1 protein-coding gene is annotated in these 326 nt (G+C 52.1%); it reads left to right on the top strand.

Translation table 11 applies throughout. The features are described 5' to 3' along the window. Nucleotides 1-326, top strand: a 326-nt coding sequence (tpiA, locus tag SB756_RS28840; protein WP_410912940.1) for a triose-phosphate isomerase, incomplete at both ends; no start/stop codon positions are given.

Here is a 326-nt window from a genome sequence, read left to right as displayed (position 1 = left end):
CTGAAAGAGCAGGGCCTGACTCCGGTTCTGTGCATCGGTGAAACCGAAGCTGAAAACGAAGCGGGCAAAACTGAAGAAGTTTGCGCACGTCAGATCGACGCGGTACTGAAAACTCAGGGTGCTGCGGCATTCGAAGGTGCGGTTATCGCTTACGAACCCGTATGGGCAATCGGTACTGGCAAATCTGCAACTCCGGCTCAGGCACAGGCTGTTCACAAATTCATTCGTGACCACATCGCTAAAGTTGACGCTAACATCGCTGAACAAGTGATCATTCAGTACGGCGGCTCTGTAAACGCGTCTAACGCTGCAGAACTGTTTGCTCA

The sequence above is a fragment of the Pseudomonas sp. SIMBA_068 genome (assembly GCF_046534705.1).
Taxonomy (GTDB): Bacteria; Pseudomonadota; Gammaproteobacteria; order Pseudomonadales; family Pseudomonadaceae; genus Aquipseudomonas; species Aquipseudomonas putida.
Note: the sequence above shows the minus strand (reverse complement) of the source record. Positions and strands in the feature narration are given on the sequence as shown.